The organism is Helicobacter sp. NHP19-003 (assembly GCF_019703305.1).
GTDB lineage: Bacteria > Campylobacterota > Campylobacteria > Campylobacterales > Helicobacteraceae > Helicobacter > Helicobacter gastrocanis.
This window is the reverse complement of record NZ_AP024814.1, coordinates 1,478,377-1,495,541: the sequence shown is the minus strand read 5'-3', so window position 1 is coordinate 1,495,541 and position 17,165 is coordinate 1,478,377. Positions and strand designations below refer to the sequence as shown.

Below are 17,165 nucleotides of genomic sequence, written 5' to 3'. Positions count from 1 at the left end.
AAGGGGCTTAGTTAGCTAAAGACTAATTTTTATGTTAGGTTTTTGGCACCACCGATTGAAGACATTTGCATGGGGTGCAACACATCATAGACGGACAACAGCGCACCACCACGCTGATTTTGTTGCTAAAAGCCTTTTACAACAAGGCTTACAAGGACAAGAGCAAAAAACAAGCGACCCAGTGGGCGTGCTCGAATCTTGTCTGTGGGATAGGGACGACATTAGTGGCAAGCCCGATTACAAAAAACGCACCTAAGCAGTCAAGTGGCGACTGATGAGGAGGTTTGGGTGCTAGAAAATATCCTCACACCCATGAGCTTTCTCAAAGTACTTCTTCTAAGGTTTCGCTTTCTAGGGTTTCGCTGTATGAGAAAAATTACCGCTTTTTCCCCCATTGAGTGTGAGGGGGCAATGAAGATAAGAAATTAGAAAACGCCTTGTGGATTTTCAACACCCTGACAATCGGGGCTACCTCTTGGGTGCAAAACTCTAAAAAGTCTTTTTTAGTAAAAAACATGGTTTTGGTGTGCGCTTGGCTGTAGTTGCCCGCGATGATCCGTTTGCAAAACTACCCGCCATGCGTGCGCTCGATGGCGTTTAAGGATGGTGCTTTTGCGCCCTTGTCCATGTCCTCAAACAAGGCTTTCACATCCGCCTTCTTTAAACCCAATGGCTCTCGCTCATTTTGTAGGTCCTGTAAAGGATTCGCACTTCATTCGCGCCGACCTCAAACCCTACGACCCTAAGATTTTAACCGGTGCCCGGGGCTGTGGGGGGGGGCAAGACAAACAAGAGGGGGCGTTCGTGCCCCTTAAAACCCCGCTTGTGGCCAGAAATCCCAAAGCCGACACCAAAGAGGGCTTAATGGGGATCGACTTTGGCACGACCAACACGATGGTGGCACACCAAGAGGAAAACGCACAAGTCTATTTCATGCGCATAGGTACAGAAAATCCCACCATCATCAACTTTAATGACCTTACCTGCTTTTTAGAAAACCACAATGCCCAAGCGAGACGGCCTAACACCAAGTGGGCAGATGTGAGTGTCGCCCATCGTGTCTGCGATGACATGAATCAACCACCATCGATCTTTGATAATCTCTTTTAATGAACTAAAAGCGTGGACGGGCAATGAGCACCAAAAATACAACTTCGCCGATAAGCAAAAAGCCCACTTGGCTAGTGAGCACCTTTGAGGTGCTCTAAAACCTCTAAAAGCATCTCTTTGCGGACATGCCCCCAAAGGCTAAAGTGTGGTTTCCAAACAACTCATTTGCCCCGAAGGCATTTAAATCCACGCCCTGGGCGTGTCCTCCCTGCTGTCTTTAAATAATAAAGGGCTTGTGCCCCCAAGCAAAGCAAAGCCAAAACAACTCCATAGCTGGCTTCTTGCTTGCCTTGCACAAGCCCATCGTGGATTTTAAGTTGTTGTCTATTTGCCTAAAGTGTCTTCTCAAGTGGGCAATACCCCCCTTGCAAAAACGGCGACTCCTGCGCCACTTTAACAGACAACCTCTACATAAAACCCTTTTCGTCAAACATGCAAAAACGCACACCCCGTGCGCCAAAAGAATCGAAAGTTTGTTTTTTGGCTTTTTAATCTACCTTCAAGATCGCCAAAAACGCCTCTTGGGGTAGGTGGACTTTGCCAATGGCTTTCATGCGCTTTTTGCCCTCTTTTTGTTTTTCTAAGAGTTTGCGTTTTCTGGTGATGTCGCCCCCGTAGCACTTGGCAGTAACATTCTTGCCGACCGATTTGACCGTTTCTCTGGCGATGATTTTATTACCGATGCTCGCTTGAATCGCCACTTCAAAGAGTTGGCGCGGGATCAAGGTTTTCATCGTTTCGGCCAAAGCTTTGCCCTTTTCATAGGCTTTAGAGCGATCCACAATGATGGAGAGCGCATCCACGACTTCATTAGCCACCCTTATGTCTAGCTTGACCAATTGCCCCTCTTTGTAGCCGATGGGCTCGTAGTCAAAGCTGGCATAGCCCTTTGTGCAAGATTTGAGCTTGTCGTAAAAGTCCATCACAATTTCGTTGCTGGGCAAATCGTAGGTGAGCATCACGCGGTTTTGGTTGAGATACTCCATTTTCTCTTGCACCCCCCGTCTGTTGCTTAGCAAGCTTAAAAGATTGCCTAGATACTCGCTAGGGGAGATGATGCTCGCTTTCACATAGGGCTCGTAAATGCTCTCAATCGTGCTCTCAGGGGGCAGTTGGCTGGGGTTTTGCACGGCGACAATCTGCCCGTCTGTCAAATGCACCTCATAGACCACCGTGGGGGCGGTGGCAATGAGATTTAAATTAAACTCCCTTTCTAGGCGCTCTTTAATGACCTCCATGTGCAGCAAGCCTAAAAAGCCCACCCGAAAGCCAAAACCTAGCGCCACGCTGCTTTCAGGCTCAAACTGCAAGGACGAGTCGTTGAGCTGGAGTTTTAATAAAGCCTCGCGTAATTCCTCAAATTGGTCGCTTTCTATGGGGTAAAGCCCGGCAAAGACAAAGGGTTTAGCCGGTTTAAAGCCCTCTATGGGCGCGGCTGTGGGGGTTTTAGCATCGGTGATGGTGTCGCCCACGGCGATGTCGGTGAGGTTTTTAGAGCCCAAAGACACAATGCCGATCTCACCGCATTCAATCGAGTCGGTGGGGATTTTGTGCAAAGGGTTTGGGTAGTAAAGGCCGAGCACTTGGTGGGTTTTTGCGCTCCCCATCACCAAGACCTCTTGATTGACTTGCAAACGCCCTTCTTTTAGGCGCACCAACGCCAAAGCCCCTAAGTAGTTGTCAAACCAAGAGTCGTAAATTAAAGCCTTTGTGGGGGCTTCTTTTACGCCTGTTGGGGGGGGGATTTTGGTGATGATGGTCTCTAAGAGCTCATTGATGCCTAGCTGTGTCTTGGCACTCACACAATTAGCCTCCGTGCAATCTAGACCTATGGTGTCCTCAATGTCCTCTTTCACCGCCTCTATCTCAGCGTTTGGCAGGTCAATTTTATTCAACACGGGCAAAATTTCTAAGTGGTTGTCTAGGGCGATGTAGACATTGGCGATCGTTTGGGCCTGCACGCCCTGGGTGGCATCCACGACCAACAACGCCCCCTCGCAAGCGCATAGCGAGCGGGACACCTCGTAGCTAAAATCCACATGCCCGGGGGTGTCTATGAGATTTAAAATGTACTCCTGCCCCTTGTAGCGGTAGGTCAGGCGCACAGATTGCGCTTTAATGGTGATTCCGCGCTCTTTTTCAATGTCCATGGTGTCTAGGACTTGGCTGGTCATTTCACGCACACTTAACGCCTTGCAGGCTTGGATCAAGCAATCGGCGAGCGTGCTTTTGCCATGATCGATGTGGGCGATGATGGAGAAATTGCGGATATGCTCTTGCATGGCCTCCCTTAAAAAGCGTTTTTAAACTTAGGATATGCAATAATACCCTATTGTGCCAGAAACGGAGTTCTTAAAGTGAAGATTTTTATCAGTTGCCGCTCTTTGTTGCTTGGGCAAGTTCTAGAAAGCTACCTGCAAGAGTTCTTGGCCACTGAAGAAAATTGCGACTTCATCTTAAGCGACCATCCCGTTAAAAACCCCTACAAAGCAACTTGCCTCATCGGCTCAGACTCAAGCGCATACATTTTAACCCCTTTCACTAAGGCGGAGTTGCTCCAAAAGTTACAAGAGTTTTACGCCAACAAAGCCCAAAGTGAGAGTTTGGAGCATAAGGTACAATCTTTATTGCAAGAATACACCTACAAATTGCTTGATTTATTGCAGGATTACAAACGCTGATGCCCCCTAGTTTAAAGATTTTGGGCGGAGCGTGCAAGGGACTAACTTTGCAAATGCCCGCCAAAACCACCACCCGCCCCACAAAGGCGATCGTCAAAGAATCCCTCTTTAATGTCTTACAAGGTTCGATTTTGCAGAGTACTTTTGTTGAAGGCTTTGGGGGGAGCGGGTCGATGGGCTTGGAGTCTTTGAGCCGTGGGGCTCATGAGGTGTTGATCTTTGAAAAAGATAAAGAAGCCTTCCAAATCTTACAAAAAAACGCCAGAGCTTTAAAAGAGCGCATGCCCACAGCCCGCCTAAGAACTATCCAAGCGGATCTATTCAGCGCCCTAGCAGGGCATTTAGAAGGGTTAGAGCCGAGGGGTTTGGTGGTGTTGTATTTAGACCCCCCGTTTTTGGAGGGCATTTATGAAAGGTGCTGGGCATTCGTGGCAAGTTTAAAGGGTTTGGAGCGGTTTTTGCAACACGGCTTTTTATTGGTGTTTGAGCATTTAAGTGGGGCGTGTATGCCAAATGTGGCAAGCTTTAGTATAATCAAAGCTAAGAAATGTGGCAGGACGACTTTAAGTTACTATCTTTACACAAAGGAATGAAGCATGGCAGATGAAGCCAAAGAGCAACCTAAGAAGAATCGAGCCCTTTTGTTGGTGATCGCAGGTACGATCGTGGTGATGATTGTGTTGATGGGGGTGATCGCCATTTTGTTGCTGAATAAAAACAGCGAAAAAGACGGAGCGAAAGGGGGCATTGTGAACGACAAAATGCGCCAAATGAGAGAAAGCTCCAAGCTCAACGACAATAGAGGGCAGTCTGATTTGATGGTGCGCTCTTCAGATTATTTATCTTTAGGGCCACTCTTTCCCATAGAAACCCCCTTTGTGGTGAATTTGATCACCCAAAACGGGCGGCGTTACTTAAAAACAAGCATCACTTTGGAGCTGAGTGATGCAAAATTGCTAGCAGAGGTCAAAACCAAAGAAACGGCGATCAAAGACACCATTATAGAAATCTTGTCCTCTAAATCCATTGAAGAGATCAGCACCCTAAAGGGCAAAAACAAGCTCAAAGAAGAAGTCCGCAACAACATCAACAGCTTTCTCATTGACGGCTATGTGAAAAATGTCTTTTTCACAGACTTTGTGATTCAATGATCGGGCTTGACATTGTCGCTATCGAGCGCATAGCGTGCAGTGTCCGCCGATTCCAACAACGATTTTTAAACCGCTTTTTATCTCCACAAGAACAAGCCCTTTTTAACAAGCCCGCTAGCCTCGCCGGGGCATGGGCGTGTAAAGAAGCCTGCGCCAAGGCGTTGGGCGTGGGCATTGGATCACAGCTTAGCTTTTTAGATATAAGGCTTGCCAAGAGCGCATTGGGCGCGCCCTTATTAAGCCTTAGTGTGGACAAGCAAAGAGAATTTAACATCCACAGCTTGCACGCCAGCATCACGCACGATGGGGGGTTTGCCGCCGCTGTGGTGTTTGTGCAATTTCAGGCCCAAACCCCTCCCTTTTTCACCAAAACCCAAAAAGCCCTAGATTAATATACATTTTAGTAGTTGTAGTAGGGCATGTGAATTTGTGCCCAAAGCCTTGCTAACCCCGCTGTGTAGGGCGTTTGTGGCTCGGGGAAAAAATCACTTTCAGGCACATGTTGGCACAAAAAAATGAAAAAATGGGGCAAAAACACACTTAAAAAACGGGTTTTTGGGGCGTTTTAGGCACATGGGCACACTGCTTTAAGCACATGGGCACAAAACATGTGCCTAAACTTTTCACACACATGTGCCCAAAGCCCTTAAAAACCCCCACAAACCCCCTATACAAGGGCATTAGCGCATGTGCCCAACATGTGAATAAAGCGTGAATGACATGTGAATAAAGCCCTTTTTGTGCACATATTTAAAGTGTATGGGCTGGGCTGGTGTTGGGGTTAATTTTGGGGCGTAGAGCCCCACGCAAATTTTTCTTTGAGGACTTTAAAGTAATTGCGCTCTAGGGGCTGCAGTAAGATGGCGTGGCGTTTGGCGCGCTGGATAAACAGGCTCTGTTTGGGCCTTAAGGTGTGGCGTACCTGCCCGTCAGCCACCACAATGCACGCCTGGTTAGACACCACTTTTAAGCAAGCCCTAGCCCCCAAGATCAGCGGCCTTTCGCTTAAAGAGTGTGGGGCAATGGGTGTGATTAAAATATTTTGGCACAAGGGGTCGAGCACGCTCCCGCCCACGCTGATGTTATAAGCGGTGGAGCCCAAAGGCGTGGCAAAAATGAGCCCATCCACCTTGTAGGTGTTGGCTAAAACCCCATCGATGAAAAGTTGCAACTCCAGCATGCCATAGTAGTCTTTCTTGCTCACCACCAAATCGTTGGCGGCCAAAATGTGCTGATTGCCCTTTTGACCCTCCAGCATTAAATGCCTGTGGGCTTTGTAATCCCCCCTCTTTAGGGCTTTTAAAAACTCCAGGACACCTTCTAAGTTCGTGGCGGTTAAAAACCCCAAATGCCCCACATGCACGCCAAAGCAGGGTAAATTTAAAGGGTGGCGCAGAGCGGCTAAGAGGGTGCCATCCCCGCCCAAACACAGCAGGGCTTCGCTAGGGTTGCAAGCAGTGGGTGGCTCTAAGCTGTAGGGCATCTTCGCTTCTTTAAGGCAGTGCTCTAAAGTGTGTAAAAGTTTAGGCTCTAGGGCGGGTTTGGAGAGGACATAAACATGGCTTATGGGTTTGGGGCACATCAGGCAACCACTGAAAACTTAAAAATGGAGGAGGCCCCCAGGGAAACCCTAGGAGCTAAAAAGGAGGGGGGACTGAATTTTGGCACAAAAAAACTTAAAATAAAATCAAAAGACACACTTTTTCAAAACAAGAAAGCCCCAAGAAACCTAAGTTCCTTGGGGCCAAAAAGGAGGGGGAATGTAATACTAACCTATACAAGCTTAAAATTAACTTAGAAGGCATAGCGCATCCCCACATTGCCCGTGATGTTGATGTCTTGATAATCCAGCCCAAAACGCGCCCCGATGCTGGCATTGATGTAGAAAGACCTAAACAAGCGAATCTCTCCCCCCGTGGTGAGCCCCGCAAAGGTGTTGTACATCCCCCCATTGCGATAACTTAGCATGTCATCCCCGATGAAGCGCACAACCTTATCGCCCATAGAATGCACGAACAAATCCCGCCCGATGCTCGCCAAGACAAAGTAGTAAGAGTTTTTATTGAAGTAATGGCGACTCTCTAGGGCTAAATTCAAGGTTAACACGGATTTATTGGCCGGGTCGGCATTGGCTTTAAATTGGTTGTAAAAGGGGTTGTTCATCGTGCCCTGCAAGCCGGACAAGCCAATATAGTAGTAAGCCAAGCCGATTTGGGGTTTTAAAATCACCCTTTTGTTTTTAAAGAAAAAGTCATAGCCATAGTTGGCGCGTAGGTTGGTCGTCCATGTGCTGTAGTTGTAGCGTTGATTCACGATGGATAAAATCGGGTCTGTGGCGTTGATGTAGGCATTGTTGTACCCCCAAGTTTCGTTCGCGCTGCCCGTGATTTCATGGCGTCCCTTTAAGAACGCCCGGCTGTAAACCCCCACATTGACATTGTTGGACGCAGAGTTGGTGATGTTGCCATAAAAGCCGCTGTAGCCATAGGCGGCATATCCGCCCACAATCACGCCTTTGATGAAGCGGTCGTAACCCATGTTCACCCCATAGAGCGTGCCCGTGCCTCCAGCCACGAAGCTCGCCCCTCCCACGCCTGTGATCCATAGGTTATTTTTCAATTTATTGCGTTGCGAATAGGCGGTGATGATGTCCATGTCATTAGGTACCGCGCTGGCAAACTTTTTGCCCTTTAGGCTCACTAAAAAGTCGTGAAAGTCGGGGAGAGTGTCGTTGCTCGCAAAACTAGAGAGTTTGGCTAGGCGACTCATTTGTTGTGTGAAGGTGTTGATTTGCAAGAGCCTAGAGGTGGTGGCTTTTAAAGTGGGGCTGGCCACCAAGTCTATGCTGTTGGCGATGTCTTTAGCGATTTTTACTAAGTTAGCTTGGGAGTTGTCCTCTAAGTAGTAGGCGGCAAATAGGGGTGTGTTCTTGGTGTCGATGAGCAATTGGTTTAACCAGCCCATCACCCCGGGACCTCCAGCGGCGTAAACCGCCCTCACGCTGCCCTCGCCTTGGATGTGGGCAATGTATTGCTCAATGTTTGGCATGCCGACATTTAAATTTTTATTGACCCCTAGCTTGATGTTGTCAAAGGCGATGGAGGCTTGGATGGTTTGGCCTTGAGCGTTTTGATAACTCACCAACAAGCCCCGATCGGCGATCTTCACCGCCTGCCCGTTGTAAGTCAATCCATTGCCTTGTTTATTGAGCTGCATGCTCTTGCCATTGATGTTTAGATAGGTGTAGAGGGTTAAATAATCCTTCCAGCTGTTGGGGTCGAAGTTTTGTTGATATAAGCCATAGCGCATCCATTTTTGGCTGTCTAGCAAGGTGTAGGTGTTGGCCGCATCGCCTTGGAAGGTGATCATGGTGTTGCTGCTGGCATCTAGCGTGGCGATGCCCTGCACTTGCACTAAGGGCGTGTTGGGGGTTATAGGTGTGTTGCTTGCACTGCTCGCACCACTGCTGCTATTTGCACTTTGGTTTTGGCCGTTGTCTGCACCGCTTGTATTGTCCGTACTTTGGCTGTCTGCCCCGCTAGCACTTTGGTTGTTTGTACCACCGACACTAAGGGCACTAAAGCCCGTATTTTGCACCGCCACACTGCTTGTGCTATTTGCGCTGCTATTTGCGCTTTGGCTGTTTGCACTGCCAATATCTGTGCCCGTGCTAGCACTTTGGCTTTGGGAGTTGCCCGCATTTTGACTCATGCCCCCACTTGCACCTGCACTGCTCGCGCTTTGCACTCCGGTGTTGCCGCCACTGCTATTTGTGCCCGTGCTTGTGCCGCTCTCTGCCCCGCTTGCACCACCGCTTGCGCCCTGTGTGCCGGTGTTGCTTGTAGCGGTGTTGCCGCTGTTGGGGTTGAGGTTAAAGACATAACTACCCTGACTATTTAGTGCTCCGCCGACATTGATGCCCTGCGCCTGTGTGGTCAAGGTCGCACCCGAGTAGAGGGTCAAATCGCCGCCTACATTGATCGCATTGGTGCTTTGGTTATCAAGGGCTTTGGCGATGCTTAAGTTATTTGTTTTTAAGGTGCTCGCCCCTTGTAAATTCATCGTGCCGATGACATTAGCCCCCGTGATGCCTGTAAGGTCTATGAGTCCGCCCGTGTCGTTGATCGTACCTAGGAAGTTAAAGTTTTGCGCACTCACGGCCAGCGACTCGTATTGGTTGAGCGCAATTGTACCTCCAGCGATATTGAGGTTCTCAAATTGGGCGTTTAAGTTCAGCCCATCTGTGGCGTTGAGGCTGGTGAGATCAATGTTAGACTGCTTGTTAGAGAAGAAATTGAGCGTGCCCTGATAGTTGCTAAAGCTGATGTTGTTTTTGCCGCTGAAGACGATTTGGTTGCCCGCAATGAAGCTTAAAGTTCCCCCCGTTTCATTGCTGTAATTGCTGTTGTTGCTCAGCACATTTTCGTGGGCGGCGAAGCTGAAATACCCCTTTTCCCAAAGCGCGCTAAGCCCTTTGGGCGCTAGGAGAGCCCCCACACCTGCTTTTTGCAGGACTTTTTGGATATTGGGGGGCAGCACACTTCCTAGCCCATTGGCCCACAGCGCGCCCAGCCCCTTGTTGTCAATGATGCTGTCTAGGATATTGCTGATGGCCTTTTGGTTGGTCAAGTTTTTCAGGGTGTCCATCGTGTTGGCACCTAGCACCTGATCTAAAATTTTGATTCCCACATCCTCGGCCATGTTTTGCAGGGCTTTTAGGGGGTTGAGCGCGTCCGCAATCGCCATGTCCATGATGTCGGTTAGGATCTGAGGACCTAGCCACGACACGGTTTTGTTGATGAGTCCGCTGTTTTGTATGATTTGGCTAAAGACTTGCCCAAAGGTCGTGTCGTTTAAGAACTTTTGCATGGCCGCTGTGGCTTGCGGAGAGTTGGCTTGCGAGAGGGCTTGATTCAAGGTCATGCCCGTCATGGGTGCGATTTGATCGATTAAGGTTAAAAGCGTGTCTTTGGAGTAGAAGGTGTTGATGAGGTGCTGGACACCTTGCACGCCCCCCGCAACGCCGAGCCCCGCTTGTGCTGCGGCTTTGGCTGCGGGCGATAGGGTGTCTAGCCCTTTCTCGATCTCGTTAGAGAGCATGCCATAGATTTTATCCTGCTCGCTTTGGCTCAAACTGCTGATGAGCCCGCCGCTGCCAAGCAGAGAGCCCACGGTCTTAGAGCTCAAGATGTCTTTTAAGATGTTTGCCATGCCAGGGATCGTGAAGACCTCGCCTAGGTCCTGGGCACTAAAGATTTGCCCTAAAGTTTCGTTGGCGATGGAGCCGGGCAAGGACAGCCCTTGGGGTACAAGGCTCTCGCCTAAGCTTTTTTGATAAATCAAATTGCCTAAAACTCCGCCAAGCCCGGGCTGGCTTAGGATTTTATCCAAGCCCTGCGCGCCAAGCAGGGGGAAGATTTGATCCGTACCCTGCGCCTCGATGTTGGCTTGATTCAACACCAAATTTGTAGCGCTGTTGAAGCTCACTTCAGCAGAGCCCCCGATGTGCCACGAGTTGCCGCTACCCACAGTCCCTGTAATGTAAATGTTCTTGGCGTTGAAGTTGGCCTCAATGTAGCCCAAATCCACCCCTGTTGAGCCAAACAACTGGCCTAGGTAGGTGTTCCTTAATTCCTGACAGCTAGGCCCGCTCGTGCAAGTACCGGCATAGCCATTGCCCCCAAACCACACCTTGCTGGTGCTGTTGACCTGCCCTAGCTCTGTGCCCCCCACGACTAAATTGCCGTTTTGGAAGGTTTGGTTGATTTTGCTGTCAAAGCCGGCGATGACATTGAGCAACTCCTGCTTTTGTGCAGGGGTTAAATTGATCTGCACGCTGCCTAAGGCCTGCATCACTTTGGCTGGATCGCTCAAGTTGTTTAGCACCCCAGAGGCCAAGAGTTTTTCTAGGGCAGGCCACAGAGTGGAGGCGATGCCCATTAGAGGTCCAAAATCCGCTTGGCTGATCCCCGCATTGTAGATGTTGAGCGGGTCTAGGGGTTGGTTGTAGCCATCATAAGTGCCCGGAATCTCAGGTTGGATCGGGTTGATTTTGGAGGTGGCGGGGGGGATGAACACCCCTTTAAAATTGCTGTCTAAAAAGAAAGTCCCCACCCGATCATCGCTGTAATCATAGTCTGTGCCTGTGATGTTTTGCTTGGATTGTTTGTAATAGAACAGCTCGGGAGCGATGTTGAAAAGGTTGGTAGCGATGGGGTTTGGATTGCTCGAGATGGTTACGCTCAAATCCCCGTTTTCAATGCGCTCTGTGATGAGCTCGGCTCCATTTAAGGGGTTGGCAAAACTCCAGCTGTTATTAGTGGCGTTGTAGGTGGCGTTTTGGATTTGCATGCCATAAAAGTCAATTTTTTGGTAGCCATCCGCCCCACTGATCCCCTGAATGCTCCTAGCGTCCACGATGTTATAAACTTTAGGCGAGGCCCCAAGGGCTGTGGACAAATCCACATTAGAGAGGTCTAGGATGCCCGTTTTGCTCAAATCAAAGGTGCCGCCCACTTTGACTAGCGGAACGCTAGAGGGGTTGCTCGCCCCTTTGAAATTCAAAACCCCGCTCACGCCAAAGTTCTGCCCCACACTGAGCGGGTCTGTCCCATATAGGCTTAAATTCGTGGTCCCGCTGCTGCTGGCCCCCCCGCTGATGTCAAAGCTGGATGTGCCTTGCAGGGCGAAGTTGGCGCTGTTTAAGGTGGCGTTGCCCCCCACGCTTAAAGCACTGTTGTTGAGGTTGACATTGCCCCCGTTGAAAGTGGCCGCACCCTTGATGGTGGCGCTCGCCCCGCCATTTAAGATCATGTGTGTACCCGCATTGAAAGTGGCCGCGCCCAAAGTGGCGCTCGCCCCCGTCCCGTTGACATTTAAGCTAGAGGTGTCGTTGAAGGTAACCGCACCGCTGAAGTTGGCCTGAGAGCCCTGATCAACATTGACATTCGCATTGTCGGCAAAAGTGGCGGCTTGCAAGTTTGCCACGGCGTGGTTGATGAGGCTTAGCACCGCCCCATTGCTAAAGCTGGCATTGCCACTGACACTTAGGGTGCTGTTGTCGGCATCTAGGGCACTATTGCCGGCAAAAGTGCCCCCACTGCCAAAGCTCGCGCTCGCGCCATTGTTGAGCAACACTGTGCTGTTGTTGAAATTGGCGTTTGTGCCAAATGTGGCGTGGCTTTTCTCATTGAGGCTAAAGGTGCTGCCTGTGGCGCTGAGAGTCCCCCCGCCTCCTTGATTGCTGTTTTCAATGTTTAAATTGCTGCCCTGCCCCAAATAAAAATTGGTGTTGGTGAGGGCCACATTGGGCGAGTCTAGCGTTACGGCCGTTTCGCTGCCCTGCACCTGGCTGCCCGTGAAGTTCAAATTGCCGTTGTGGGCACTGAAGCTAAAAAGCCCCCAGCTCGCATCGTTGAAGTTAGAGTTGAGGATGGACATGTTTTTGTTGGCGATGAAATAGGCGCTGGAGTGCTGGCTGGCGTTTGTTTGCATGCCGGGAAAGACCGTGGCGATTTGGTCGTAGTTGAGTCCATCGGCGGTGAGATTGTTGCGGGCGGTGTAGGTCATGCTCGCCCCCCCGCCTAGGGCAAACTGCCCTATTTTAATGGTGTTGGTGAGGTAGACATTGTAGGCGTTGAAGGTGTCAGTGATGGTCCCACAACCTATCACGCAATGATCATCCCATTGGGCGGTGTTTTGGATGCCAAACCAAATCGTGCCTCCCGTGGCCGCTGCGTTGGTGTTATTGCCAATGATTAAAGTCCCCTGCCCCTCTACATCGTAATTTGCCCCATTGGCGGTGGCGCTGTAGGTGCTTAAGAGCTTGCCACCCGGGTTGCTGTAGGGGTAGGCCCCGTTTTTTAAATTCGGGTCAATGTAGGCGACATAGTCGGGGTTGTTGTTCGTGTTGTAGGTGTAGGTGTAGTTGCACTTGGAGTTGGTGTAAGGCGTGCACCAGTGCGCGGGGTCGGCCCTCCAGCCTGTGGTGGTCATTTGGTGCACATCCGGCCAAATGTCTTGGATTTGGCTGATTAAAGTGAGTTGGATTTCATTGTTGTTAAAGGTTTCTTTCACTTTAATGGGCGTGCTGAGACCCCCAAATTCCACAATATAAGAGTCGTTGCCCGTGCTTTGCGCGCTGATCGCGCTCATCCCCTGGTATTGTACCAAGCCCCATAGCTCTTTGGCGTAGCTGTCATCACGCCAATTAATGTGAGAGCCTGAGACCAAAGTGTAGGTTTTGTTATAGGTCAGGGGACTAGACACATCAAAGCGCGCATTAGATCCCAAAGTAACATTCCCGCCCAACGACTTGAAGGGGCTATTGGGGTTGTTGCTTAGATCCGTGGTGGCGATCGTGTTTGTGCCTAAAAAGGTCGTGTTTTGTGTGCCACTAAAGCTATAAGTGCTGCCGATCCCCTCAAAGGTGTCGTTGTTAAAGGTGAGGTGATTGACTTTAAATTGAGAGGTGGTGTTGCTTGTGGGGTCTAGAGTGAAGCTGGTGTTGTTGAAGGTCGCCGTTTGGGCACTTACATTCAAGGCCTTAGCGTTGATTGCACTAGTGGGGACTTCGGCCGTGCTAGGCGCGCTGTCTGCACTTGGCCCCATTGTGAGGGTGTTTGTAGCGTTTAAATTAATCGTGCTCATGCCATTGTTTAAGTTTGTGTTGGTGAGGCTTAAAGAATTGCTGGCATCGATGTTGATTTGGCTGCTGTCCCCCGAAAAGGTGGAGTTTGTGAAGGTGTCGTTTTGGCCGTGGAAGTTAAAGACCCCCCCCGAATTATCTACAAAATTGCTATTTGTGGCGGTGATGTCCCCGCTAGACACAAAGCTAGCGTTGGAGTGTTGGGTCCCGGCCTTGAGGTTTTGGTAATTGAGCCCGTCTAAGGTGATGTTATTTGTAGCGGTGAAGCTCACATTCGCCCCACCCCCCGTTTTCGCCGCATTGCCTGTTTGGAAGGTGTTGGTCATAAAAATATTGGCGGCGTTAAAGGTGTCTGTGATGTAGCCCACATCGATTTTATAAATCCCGTTAATCCCCCCCAAACGCACAATGCCTCCCGTGGCCGCTTGCTTGGTGTCGTTGCCAATCACTAAAGTGTTGTTGGTCCCTTGTACCTGCAAGTGCATGCCATTGCCTGTGCCTGTGTAGGTGCTTAAAGTGTTGCCATTGCTCCAGCCCTCTGCCTCTTGGTGTGTCGGGTCAATATAGGCGATTCCATTAGTCCCCACATTTGGACTATAAGTTTTATAACCCCCATGGACAATGTCATACCAATGAGGCCAACCGATACACCCCCCCCCAGCTGCTGGAGAACACCCAGGTGTCATGGTATAGACATCCCCCCAAACATCTTTTTCTTGATTAAGCAACGACAAGGTTAAAGACTTCGCTCCGAAAGTTTCCTCAATGGTCTGCCCGTCTAAAGACACATAGTAAATGCCATTTTGCCCCTGTGTAGCCCCCTGTGGCAGGCCTTGTGTCGCTAGGGTTGCGCTCTGTCCGCCAAATTGCACCATTTGCCATAGATTTTTAGCGTAGGCGGTGTCGCTGGCATAATCGATGTTCTTGCCGCTTAAGAGCGTATAAGTGTTGTCATCTTGCAGGGCGTTTAAAATCTCTTGCGTGTTGCTTAAATCCAACAGGGCTTTAGATCCAAAGCTGACATTGCCCGCATAGGTGCTAAAGGGGCTTGTCGCCACATTGCTCTTATTTAGGTAGTTGTTGGTGGCAATGGTGGTGGTGCCCTGCAAAGTGAGGCTGTTTGTGTTGAAGTGGTATTGCGAATAGCCCTCAAATTTATTGTTGTTTAGGGTGATGGACGCACCCGCTAAGGTCATGTTTTGCGGGCTATTGGCATTTTGCAGAGGGTCGTTAAAGAGGGTGTTGGCGACACTCAGGGCCCCGCTGGCTTGTAGGTTGATGTTGGTGTTGTTGCCGATAAAGGCGCTTGTGTAAGAGCTGTCGTTGGTGGGGTTTGCGCTGCTGGCACCGATGGTGAGGTTTTGCCCGCTTTTTAAACTGATGTTGCCCCCCGCCTGTTCTTTAAAGCTGGTGCTGGTGGCGCTGATGTTGCCGGTGGTGGAGGCGATGGCAATGTCTGTGTTGTTGCCGCTAAAGCGCACCGCCCCGCTGGCGGGGGAAGTGCCGGTGTATTTTGTGCCTTGAATGCTGGTGCCTAAATCAACACTGCTGCCATTGATGAGGATGTGCCCCCCGGCCTTTTCGCTAAAGGTGGTGTTGGCAAAGCTCATTTGCCCGGGGGTGATGTTGTTGGTGTTGGGGTTATTGTTGACAACACTAGGGTTTGTCTGGTTGAAGGCATCAAAGCCGATGGTCGTGCCATTACCGCTGAATTGGGCGTTGTTGACGCTGGCCGTGGGGGTGCTAAAGTAGAGCGCACCCCCTCCATTAGCAAATTGGGAGTTTTGGATATTCAAACTGCCTAAAGATTTAAACTTGTCCCAAGAATAGTTGCTGATCGCGCTGCCTGTACCGCTGTAAGCAGTGAATTGCAAGCCATCCATTGTGAAAGTTTTATTGGCGGTGATCCCAATGTTGCCCGTGCCATCCGTGCTGCTCGTGCGCCCAATGAAAAAGTTATTGGTCATGAAGACATTGTCGGCTTGTAGGCTGGTTTCGGAATGCTCCGTGCCGCTTTCACTAGGATCGAGCCAAACAACGGAGCGGGGGTCGTTTAGCCCCACAGCCTTAATTTGGTCGTTGCCGATGACTAAAGTTGCATTGTTGCCCTGTACGGCAGTGCTAGAGCCGGTGTAGTTATGAGGGGGCCATGCTTGGTAAGTGGCGTTGGCGGTTAGGGAGTTTTGGGGCAGACCGGGTTGGTTATAGCCCGGGTCGCTGTGGTTGTGGGAGGGGTCAATATAGGCAATGCCATTAGTCCCCACATTCGGGGACCAGGTTTGCGAATTATCCATGTCATAGACATCTTTCCAAATGTCCATGCTGTTGACATTTTGTGGGATGGGTTGGGGCGGCGTAACACCGGGCGAACCTTGCGCGATGTGCGTGCCGCCCTGTTGCCCTCCACTGCCCCCTTGTCCCCCGCCTTGTGCGGTGTTGTGGTCGCCTTGGGGGTTTTTCCCCTGTCCTTGTCCCTGCCCTCCTGGGCCCGAGCCACGATCTCCACTGCCAGCGGTGGGGGCACCCTGTGTGCCCGCCGGTGCGCCCTTACCCTGGTCGCCGGCGGTTGTGCCACTGCCACTACCCGAGCCATCGCTGGCACTGTGTGCGTTCCCTGAATGCCCCCCCTGCCCTGAGTTGCCCGCGGCGTTGTGCTGGTCTTGCCCTGGCGTGCCGCTGTCTGCTGTATGTGTGCCTTGTGTGCTGCCGGCTGTGTGGGTGTTGTTGCCTGAATCGCCACTGCCCTGCGTGGTGTGGGTGTTGCCACCCGAATTGCCCGAACCTGCGCTAGAAGTGCCCGAACTTGCGGTGTGGCTGCCTTGTGCAGTGCCCCCTGTATTGCCTGTAGCTTGCCCTGTGCCACTGCTGGCTGTGGGGTTAGCTGGTTGCCCCGAAGTGGTCGTGCCTGTGCCTTGATTGCCCGCGGTGTTGTGCTGGTCTTGCCCTTGTGTGCCACTAGCTGTGTGGGTGTTGTCTCCGGAATTGTCCGTGCCCGAACTAGAACCCGAACCCTGTGCGCCCGCTGTGTGTGTGCCCTTGTCTTGTCCCTGTGCGCCACTGCCATTGGGGTTAGTGGTGCCACTTGGGCCGCTATCCCCGCCTGTGCCGGCGATGTTGGGGCCACTTTGCCCCGCGTTAGGCGTGTTTGCACTAGGGTTTTGGGGCTTATCTTGGGGTTTGGGTTTGGGGGGGGGGGGTACATACAGCGAAAAGGTGAGCGCATTAGAGCCAAAACTTTCCTTGATCGTTTTGCCGTCTAAAGAAATGTATACCATGTGTCGCCGCCTTGAGTGGCACCCCCTTTAAGGTCTTTGGCTAGAGTGGTGGCTGTATTGCCAAATTGCACCATTTGGTATAAATTGGCGGCGTATTGGGTGTCTGTGGAGAATTTAAGGTCGTTACCGCTTAAGAGCGTGTAGGTCTTACCCCCTTGTAGGGCGTTTAGAATTTCGCTTTGATTGAGGTTTAACAGGGCACCATTGCTAAAGCTGACAGTGCCCAAATTCTTGGCAAAGGTGGTGTCGCCACTGATTCCAATATTGCTTATGCCGCTAAAGGTTGTCTGGGTGTTGCCGC

The 17,165-nt window shown here is 50.7% G+C and carries 11 protein-coding genes; 7 read left to right on the top strand and 4 right to left on the bottom strand.

Going from position 1 to position 17,165, the window contains the following annotated elements; genetic code table 11:
- Nucleotides 1-74: 74 nt before the first annotated feature.
- Complete coding sequence (locus tag K6J72_RS07645; RefSeq protein WP_221279482.1) at nucleotides 75-275, top strand: DUF262 domain-containing protein; 201 nt, start codon at nucleotides 75-77, stop codon at nucleotides 273-275.
- A gap of 394 nt (nucleotides 276-669) precedes the next feature.
- Nucleotides 670-1,110, top strand: coding sequence for a hypothetical protein (locus K6J72_RS07640; RefSeq protein ID WP_221279481.1), 441 nt, complete (start codon nucleotides 670-672; stop codon nucleotides 1,108-1,110).
- A 488-nt stretch (nucleotides 1,111-1,598) separates the two neighbouring features.
- Here the strand turns inward: K6J72_RS07640 and lepA are convergent, their stop codons facing one another.
- Nucleotides 1,599-3,392 carry a translation elongation factor 4 gene (gene lepA, locus K6J72_RS07635; protein WP_221279480.1) on the bottom strand — a complete coding sequence of 598 codons (1,794 nt, stop codon included), beginning with the start codon at nucleotides 3,390-3,392 and terminating at the stop codon, nucleotides 1,599-1,601.
- A gap of 75 nt (nucleotides 3,393-3,467) precedes the next feature.
- Between lepA and K6J72_RS07630 the strand changes: the two genes are divergently transcribed.
- The 4 genes from K6J72_RS07630 to acpS are packed head-to-tail and all read left to right on the top strand — an operon-like array spanning nucleotide 3,468 to nucleotide 5,334.
- Nucleotides 3,468-3,791 (top strand): hypothetical protein, encoded by a 324-nt coding sequence (locus K6J72_RS07630; RefSeq protein WP_221279479.1) that lies wholly within the window; start codon nucleotides 3,468-3,470, stop codon nucleotides 3,789-3,791.
- Nucleotides 3,791-4,384, top strand: a complete 594-nt coding sequence (gene rsmD / locus K6J72_RS07625; RefSeq protein ID WP_221279478.1) for a 16S rRNA (guanine(966)-N(2))-methyltransferase RsmD — start codon at nucleotides 3,791-3,793, stop codon at nucleotides 4,382-4,384. Before K6J72_RS07630 ends, rsmD begins: the two co-directional genes overlap by 1 nt.
- 3 nt (nucleotides 4,385-4,387) lie before the next feature.
- Nucleotides 4,388-4,942 (top strand): flagellar basal body-associated protein FliL, encoded by a 555-nt coding sequence (gene fliL / locus K6J72_RS07620; protein ID WP_221279477.1) that lies wholly within the window; start codon nucleotides 4,388-4,390, stop codon nucleotides 4,940-4,942.
- Nucleotides 4,939-5,334, top strand: coding sequence for a holo-ACP synthase (acpS, locus tag K6J72_RS07615; RefSeq protein WP_221279476.1), 396 nt, complete (start codon nucleotides 4,939-4,941; stop codon nucleotides 5,332-5,334). Before fliL ends, acpS begins: the two co-directional genes overlap by 4 nt.
- Nucleotides 5,335-5,723: 389 nt before the next feature.
- On the opposite strand, the gene K6J72_RS07610 is transcribed toward acpS, so the two are convergent.
- Nucleotides 5,724-6,524 carry an NAD(+)/NADH kinase gene (locus K6J72_RS07610; RefSeq protein ID WP_221279475.1) on the bottom strand — a complete coding sequence of 267 codons (801 nt, stop codon included), beginning with the start codon at nucleotides 6,522-6,524 and terminating at the stop codon, nucleotides 5,724-5,726.
- Between K6J72_RS07610 and K6J72_RS07605 the strand changes: the two genes are divergently transcribed.
- Nucleotides 6,501-6,740: a hypothetical protein gene (locus tag K6J72_RS07605; RefSeq protein WP_221279474.1), complete on the top strand. Its 240-nt coding sequence runs from the start codon at nucleotides 6,501-6,503 to the stop codon at nucleotides 6,738-6,740. The genes K6J72_RS07610 and K6J72_RS07605 overlap by 24 nt on opposite strands.
- On the opposite strand, the gene K6J72_RS07600 is transcribed toward K6J72_RS07605, so the two are convergent.
- On the bottom strand, nucleotides 6,737-16,864 hold the full coding sequence (locus K6J72_RS07600; RefSeq protein WP_221279473.1) for a vacuolating cytotoxin domain-containing protein: 10,128 nt from the start codon (nucleotides 16,862-16,864) through the stop codon (nucleotides 6,737-6,739). The two genes, K6J72_RS07605 and K6J72_RS07600, sit on opposite strands and share 4 nt — an antisense overlap.
- Nucleotides 16,846-17,091 carry a hypothetical protein gene (locus K6J72_RS07595; RefSeq protein WP_221279472.1) on the bottom strand — a complete coding sequence of 82 codons (246 nt, stop codon included), beginning with the start codon at nucleotides 17,089-17,091 and terminating at the stop codon, nucleotides 16,846-16,848. Before K6J72_RS07595 ends, K6J72_RS07600 begins: the two co-directional genes overlap by 19 nt.
- Nucleotides 17,092-17,165: the final 74 nt, after the last annotated feature.